The organism is Streptomyces sp. LS1784, from assembly GCF_020103755.1.
Taxonomy (GTDB): Bacteria; Actinomycetota; Actinomycetes; order Streptomycetales; family Streptomycetaceae; genus Kitasatospora.
In genome coordinates this window covers 1-6,128 of the sequence record NZ_JAHSQD010000502.1, presented here as the reverse complement: position 1 = coordinate 6,128, position 6,128 = coordinate 1, and the positions used below count along the sequence as shown (strand labels likewise).

Here is a 6,128-nt window from a genome sequence, read left to right as displayed (position 1 = left end):
CCCGTCCGCGCTGGCCGCCTCCTACGGCGAGGGCCTGCGCTGCGTCCGGGCGCTGCGGGTGCTCGGCCGCGCCGGGGAGGGCGCCTCCGCCCGCGCGCTCGGCTTCCTCGGCGTGCTGCTCGGCGACGGCCACGACGTGGACGACTTCGTCGCCGCGACGCTCGGCCCGCTGCTGGCGTACGACACCCGGCGCGGCACCGAGCTGGTCCGCACCCTGCGCGCCTACTTCGACTGCGGCGGCAGCCTGACCCGGGCCAAGGACGAGCTGCACGTCCACGTGAACACCGTGGTCCAGCGGCTGGACCGGGTCGAGGCGCTGCTCGGACGGGACTGGAACCAGCCGGAGCGGTCGCTGGAGCTCCAGCTCGCGCTGCGGTTGCAGCTGCTCGCGCGGAGCTGAGCGGGGCAGTGGCCCGCGGGGAGCCGAGCGGGGCTGCGACGGCTGCTCGCGGGCGGCTGAAGGGGTTCGGGCAGGCTGGGCGTACAGTGGCGAGGTTGGTCTCGAACGCCCGGCAAGGAGCGCAAGACGGTGAGCGAGAACGTGCGTTTTGTTCGCATGGGCATAGGTGAGCGGACCGTGCCCTACCAGGAGGCCTGGGAGGAGCAGCAGCGGCTGCACGCGCTGCGGGTCGCGGACGAGATCCCCGACACCGTCCTGCTCCTGGAGCACCAGTCGGTGTACACCATGGGCAAGCGCACCAACCCCGCCGACCTCCCCCTGGACGGCACCCCGGTGGTCGAGGTCAACCGGGGCGGCGAGATCACCTGGCACGGCCCCGGCCAGCTGGTCGGCTACCCGATCGTCAAGCTGCCCGACCCGATCGACGTCATCGCCTACGTCCGCCGGCTGGAGGAGGCGCTGATCCGCACCGCCGGCGAGTTCGGCATCGGGTCCACCCGGGTCGAGGGCCGCAGCGGGGTCTGGGTGCTGGGCGAGTCCATCCCGGACGCCGTGGTGGACCCGGCGCAGGTGGTGGACATCGGCAAGCTGACCCTGCGGATGGGCCTGCCCCTGGGCATCGACCCGCGGCTGGCCGGCCCCGAGTACGCGCCCTCCAACGCCGGTCAGCGCGGGGACGACCGCAAGCTCGCCGCGATCGGCGTGCGGGTCGCCCGCGGGGTGACCATGCACGGCTTCGCGCTCAACTGCGACCCGGACATGACCTGGTTCGACAAGATCGTCCCGTGCGGCATCCGGGACGCGGGCGTCGCCTCGCTCACCGGCGAGCTGAAGCGTGGACTGCCGGTCGCCGAGGCGGCGCCGGTGGTCGAGCGGCACTTGGCGGAGGTCCTGGCCGAGCTGCCGGAGCCGGCGCCGAGCCGCTGAACATCGCCGAACCCCTCCCCTTGACGGCCGCCGGAAGTCCCGGCGGCCACTGGGAATCTACTGACCGGTAGCCGCGTTGCCCTGCGATTGCCGGGCGACAGGCCCGGCGAAGGCCGTACAACCACAGGCGTACCCTGGGGGTACCCCGTCTAGTTCTAGGAGTCGCACGTGTCCGCTGTCGCGCCCGACGGCAGGAAGCTTCTCCGCCTGGAGGTCCGCAACAGCGAGACCCCCATCGAGCGGAAGCCCGAGTGGATCAAGACCCGCGCGAAGATGGGCCCGGAGTACAACGCCCTCCAGTCGCTGGTGAAGAAGGAGGGGCTGCACACGGTCTGCCAGGAGGCCGGCTGCCCCAACATCTTCGAATGCTGGGAGGACCGCGAGGCGACCTTCCTCATCGGCGGTGACCAGTGCACCCGCCGCTGCGACTTCTGCCAGATCGACACCGGCAAGCCCGCCGAGTTCGACCGCGACGAGCCGCGCCGGGTCGCCGAGTCCATCGTCACCATGGACCTCAACTACGCCACCATCACCGGCGTCGCCCGCGACGACCTGGAGGACGGCGGCGCCTGGCTGTACGCCGAGACCGTGCGCCAGGTGCACGCGATGACCGCCGGCCGCGAGGCCGGCCGCACCGGCGTCGAGCTGCTCATCCCCGACTTCAACGCGGTGCCCGAGCAGCTGGCCGAGGTCTTCTCCTCCCGCCCCGAGGTGCTCGCGCACAACGTCGAGACGGTGCCGCGGATCTTCAAGCGGATCCGCCCGGCGTTCCGCTACGAGCGCTCGCTGGACGTCATCACCCAGGCCCGCGCGGCCGGGCTGGTGACCAAGTCCAACCTGATCCTGGGCATGGGCGAGACCCGCGAGGAGGTCAGCCAGGCGCTGGCCGACCTGGTCGGCGCCGGCTGCGAGCTGATCACCATCACCCAGTACCTGCGCCCCTCGCTGCGCCACCACCCGGTGGAGCGCTGGGTGAAGCCGCAGGAGTTCGTCGAACTCCAGCAGGAGGCCGAGGAGCTGGGCTTCGCGGGCGTCATGTCGGGCCCGCTGGTGCGGTCCTCGTACCGGGCCGGCCGGCTGTACCGGCAGGCGCTGGAGCGGCGCGAGCAGGCCGCGGTCTGACGGTCCCCCGACCGGTTCAAGCCATGGGAAGGGCGGAGCTTCGGCTCCGCCCTTTGGCGTCACCGTGCTTTGACTGCCTGGTCACGGGCTGGTAACACGGAGTGGGGACTCTGGACGCCTGGTGAGCGTTCGATTCTTCTCAGCCATCTCAGCCAGGAGAGGAGCTGTTCGGCATGCGGATGCGGATCCGGTCGATGGGGGTGGCCCTGCGGTTCGCCGAGAGCGTGCTGCTGGCCCCCGGCCAGCAGCACGCCCGTCGCAACGCGTGGGCGGCGGTGTGCGAGAACCGCCGGTACGCGGCGGACCGTCGGCACGACGACGCGGCGGCGGGGTCGGGGGCGGCAGGAGTGGCGGGGGCGGTGAGCCGACCGGTACGGCGATGAGGCGCCGGCGTCGCTCCGCACGACGGCGATGAGGCGCCGGCGTCGCTCTGCGCGACGGCCGCACGGCTCCGGCGTCGCTGTGCGCGACGGCGTGCGGGTGCACGGGTCACGGTTGGGGCGAACGGGTACCCGGGCTTGGATATCCCGCACCCGTGCCACGTACCATGAGCGTTATGGCGAGGGAAACATCCGAGAACCCCGGACGGCTGAAGCAGATCCGTCTGGCGTACACCATGACCAAGAAGGTCGACACCAAGATCGGCCTGATCATCGCCGGCGTCGGCCTGCTGACCTTCGGCGTGTTCCTCGCCATCGGCTTCGCGATCGAGCACCCTGTCTACCTGGGCATCCTGGGCTTCATCGTGGCCGTGCTGGCCATGGCGATCGTCTTCGGGCGCCGGGCCGAGCGCGCCGCGTTCGGGCAGATGGAGGGCCAGCCGGGCGCCGTCGCGGCGGTGCTGAACAACATCCGGCGCGGCTGGAGCTCCAGCACCACCCCGGTCGCGGTCACCCGTAACCAGGACGCGGTCTACCGTGCCGTGGGCCGGGCCGGCATCGCGCTGATCGGCGAGGGCAACCCGAACCGGGTTCGCCAGCTGCTGGCCTCCGAGAAGAAGAAGATGGCCCGCGTGGTCGGCGACGTGCCGGTGCACGACATCGTGGTGGGCAACGGCGAGGGCGAGATCCCGCTGAAGAAGCTCCAGATCCACCTGATGCGCCTGCCCCGCGCCATCACCGCCGCCCAGGTCACCGAGACCAACGACCGCCTGCGCGCGCTGGGCGACCTGCTCTCCAAGGCGCCGATCCCCAAGGGCCCGATGCCGAAGGGCGCCCGGATGCCCAAGGGCGGCCAGGTCCGCTGACCCCCCTCCCCTGACGACACGAGAACGGCCCCGCCGCGGAAGCTCCGCGGCGGGGCCGTTCGGCGTCCCGGGACCGGCGCTAGATCCGGACCTCGACGGTACCCACCGCCTTGTCGTGCAGGCCGCGGGTGTCGCGGTCCCAGACCAGCGGCGGCACCACCAGGCAGAGCAGCAGGGTGCGCAGCAGGACCTGCGGGATGGTCGCGCGGCGGCCGTCCAGGCGGACCACCCGGAGGCCGAACAGCCGCTTGCCGACCGTCGTACCGGTGGTGGACAGCAGCAGGGCCGCGACGACGAAGTACAGCGGGCTGGTCCACAGGTTGGCCTCGGCCTGGTCGCCGCGGGCGACCAGCCCGTACGAGATCAGGGCGACGAGCCAGCCGTCCACGAACAGGGCGCCGATCCGGCGACCGGGGCCGGCGATCGAGCCGGGGCCCTCCTTGGGCAGCCCGAGGCGCTCGCCGCGGTGGCCGAAGTCGGCGCCCATCTTCTCGGCGGCCGCCCGGGGGCCGTCGATCCACGATCCCAACGCTTCTCTGGTGTCCACGAATCCACACTAACCGGGCCGACGGAGTGCGCCGCCACCGGCTCCCCTCCGGCCGGGACATCACCCCCGACCGGGTGAATCGCCGTTCCGGGGGCTTTCCAAGTGGTCCAGACCACTTGCCGGAGGGCGCCCAGCTCGACGGGGCGGTTTGTACCGTCCCGTACGTCTTTGCCACCCGTCCGGCGGTCGTGGTTAACATCTAGGAAACGAGCGGGTCACCGATTGGAAACGACCCATTCCTATGGTGAGCCCAATTCGCACGCCGAGGAGGATGGATGTTCAACAACGCCGCCGAAGTGAAGCAGTTCATCCAGGACAACGACGTGAAGTTCGTCGACGTCCGTTTCTGCGACCTGCCGGGCGTCTTGCAGCACTTCTCCGTACCTGCGGCGACCTTCGATCCGTCCGAGATCCTGATGTTCGACGGCTCGTCGATCCGCGGCTTCCAGGCCATCCACGAGTCCGACATGGCCCTCGTGCCGGACCTCGCCACGGCCCGCCTCGACCCGTTCCGGGCCGAGAAGCACCTCAACATCAACTTCTTCATCCAGGACCCGGTCACCGGCGAGGCGTACAGCCGCGACCCGCGCAACGTCGCCAGGAAGGCCGAGGCCTACCTGGCCTCCTCCGGCATCGCCGACACCGCGTTCTTCGGGCCCGAGGCCGAGTTCTACGTCTTCGACTCGGTCCGCTTCGAGACCAGCGCCAACGCGTCCTTCTACCACATCGACTCGGAGGCCGGCGCCTGGAACACCGGCGCCGCCGAGGGCGACGTGCGCGGCTACAAGGTCAAGTACAAGGGCGGGTACTTCCCCGTCCCGCCGGTCGACCACTTCGCCGACCTGCGCGCCGAGATGTCGCTGGAGCTCGCCAAGGCCGGGCTGGAGGTCGAGCGCCAGCACCACGAGGTCGGCACCGCCGGCCAGGCCGAGATCAACTACAAGTTCAACACCCTGCTGCACGCCGCCGACGACCTGATGCTGTTCAAGTACATCATCAAGAACGTCGCCTGGCGCAACGGCAAGACCGCCACCTTCATGCCCAAGCCGATCTTCGGTGACAACGGCTCGGGCATGCACGTCCACCAGTCCCTGTGGAGCGAGGGCACGCCGCTCTTCTACGACGAGCAGGGCTACGCCGGGCTCTCCGACACCGCCCGCTACTACATCGGCGGCCTGCTGCGGCACGCCCCCTCGCTGCTGGCCTTCACCAACCCCTCGGTGAACTCCTACCACCGCCTGGTGCCGGGCTTCGAGGCGCCGGTCAACCTGGTCTACTCGCAGCGCAACCGCTCCGCCGCGATCCGCATCCCGATCACCGGCTCCAACGCCAAGGCCAAGCGCATCGAGTTCCGCGCCCCCGACCCGGCCTCCAACCCCTACCTGGCCTTCTCCGCCATGCTGATGGCCGGCCTCGACGGCATCCGCAACAAGATCGAGCCGCTGGAGCCGGTCGACAAGGACCTCTACGAGCTGGCCCCCGAGGAACACGCCAACGTCCCCCAGGTGCCCTCCTCCCTCCCCGCCGTCCTGGAGGCCCTGGAAGCCGACCACGAGTACCTCCTCGCCGGCAACGTCTTCACCTCGGACCTCATCGAGACCTGGATCGACTACAAGCGCACCAACGAGATCGCCCCGATCGCCCTCCGCCCCCACCCGCACGAGTTCGAGCTCTACTACGACCTGTAGAAAACCCGCTGATCTGCGGGAACGGGCAGGGACCGGCGCCGGGTGGCGCCGGTCCCTGCCGGGTTGTGGGGAGCGGCCGCGCGCGGGGTGCCGGGCGATCCCGGACGGGCCGGTGCGCGGCCCGCTCACTCCAGGAGGCTCGGCGGCACGGTCCGGACGACGGCCAGGGAGGCCACCGCGGCCGCGAAGCCGAGCAGC

The 6,128-nt window shown here is 70.9% G+C and carries 7 protein-coding genes; 6 read left to right on the top strand and 1 reads right to left on the bottom strand.

Translation table 11 applies throughout. The annotated features are described in order from the left end of the window. From KS423_RS35990 to KS423_RS35970, 5 genes are all read left to right on the top strand, one after another. The coding region (locus tag KS423_RS35990) for a CdaR family transcriptional regulator (RefSeq protein ID WP_224283950.1) at window positions 1-400 on the top strand (400 nt) is incomplete at its 5' end. 156 nt (window positions 401-556) lie between these two features. Next, window positions 557-1,327 carry a lipoyl(octanoyl) transferase LipB gene (gene lipB, locus KS423_RS35985; RefSeq protein ID WP_374120090.1) on the top strand — a complete coding sequence of 257 codons (771 nt, stop codon included), beginning with the start codon at window positions 557-559 and terminating at the stop codon, window positions 1,325-1,327. A gap of 168 nt (window positions 1,328-1,495) precedes the next feature. Continuing rightward, window positions 1,496-2,449, top strand: coding sequence for a lipoyl synthase (lipA, locus tag KS423_RS35980; protein WP_224283948.1), 954 nt, complete (start codon window positions 1,496-1,498; stop codon window positions 2,447-2,449). Between the two features lie 173 nt (window positions 2,450-2,622). After that, window positions 2,623-2,832: a hypothetical protein gene (locus KS423_RS35975; protein WP_224283947.1), complete on the top strand. Its 210-nt coding sequence runs from the start codon at window positions 2,623-2,625 to the stop codon at window positions 2,830-2,832. Between the two features lie 164 nt (window positions 2,833-2,996). Further along, window positions 2,997-3,695 (top strand): DUF4191 domain-containing protein, encoded by a 699-nt coding sequence (locus tag KS423_RS35970; protein WP_374120089.1) that lies wholly within the window; start codon window positions 2,997-2,999, stop codon window positions 3,693-3,695. A 79-nt stretch (window positions 3,696-3,774) separates the two neighbouring features. Here KS423_RS35970 and KS423_RS35965 read toward each other — a convergent pair whose 3' ends face one another. Then, on the bottom strand, window positions 3,775-4,242 hold the full coding sequence (locus KS423_RS35965; protein WP_224283946.1) for an RDD family protein: 468 nt from the start codon (window positions 4,240-4,242) through the stop codon (window positions 3,775-3,777). A gap of 275 nt (window positions 4,243-4,517) precedes the next feature. Here KS423_RS35965 and glnA point away from each other — a divergent pair, with 275 nt between their 5' ends. Further along, the gene (glnA, locus tag KS423_RS35960; protein ID WP_224283945.1) at window positions 4,518-5,930 is read left to right on the top strand and encodes a type I glutamate--ammonia ligase; all 1,413 of its coding nucleotides are present in this window, start codon (window positions 4,518-4,520) and stop codon (window positions 5,928-5,930) included. Window positions 5,931-6,128: the final 198 nt, after the last annotated feature.

What these genes read in the sequence shown, in the direction of transcription:
- lipB (WP_374120090.1), top strand. Translation starts at nt 557, where the DNA reads ATGGGCATAGGTGAGCGGACCGTGCCCTACCAGGAGGCCTGGGAGGAG.
- KS423_RS35975 (WP_224283947.1), top strand. Translation starts at nt 2,623, where the DNA reads ATGCGGATGCGGATCCGGTCGATGGGGGTGGCCCTGCGGTTCGCCGAG.
- KS423_RS35970 (WP_374120089.1), top strand. Translation starts at nt 2,997, where the DNA reads ATGAGCGTTATGGCGAGGGAAACATCCGAGAACCCCGGACGGCTGAAG.
- glnA (WP_224283945.1), top strand. Translation starts at nt 4,518, where the DNA reads ATGTTCAACAACGCCGCCGAAGTGAAGCAGTTCATCCAGGACAACGAC.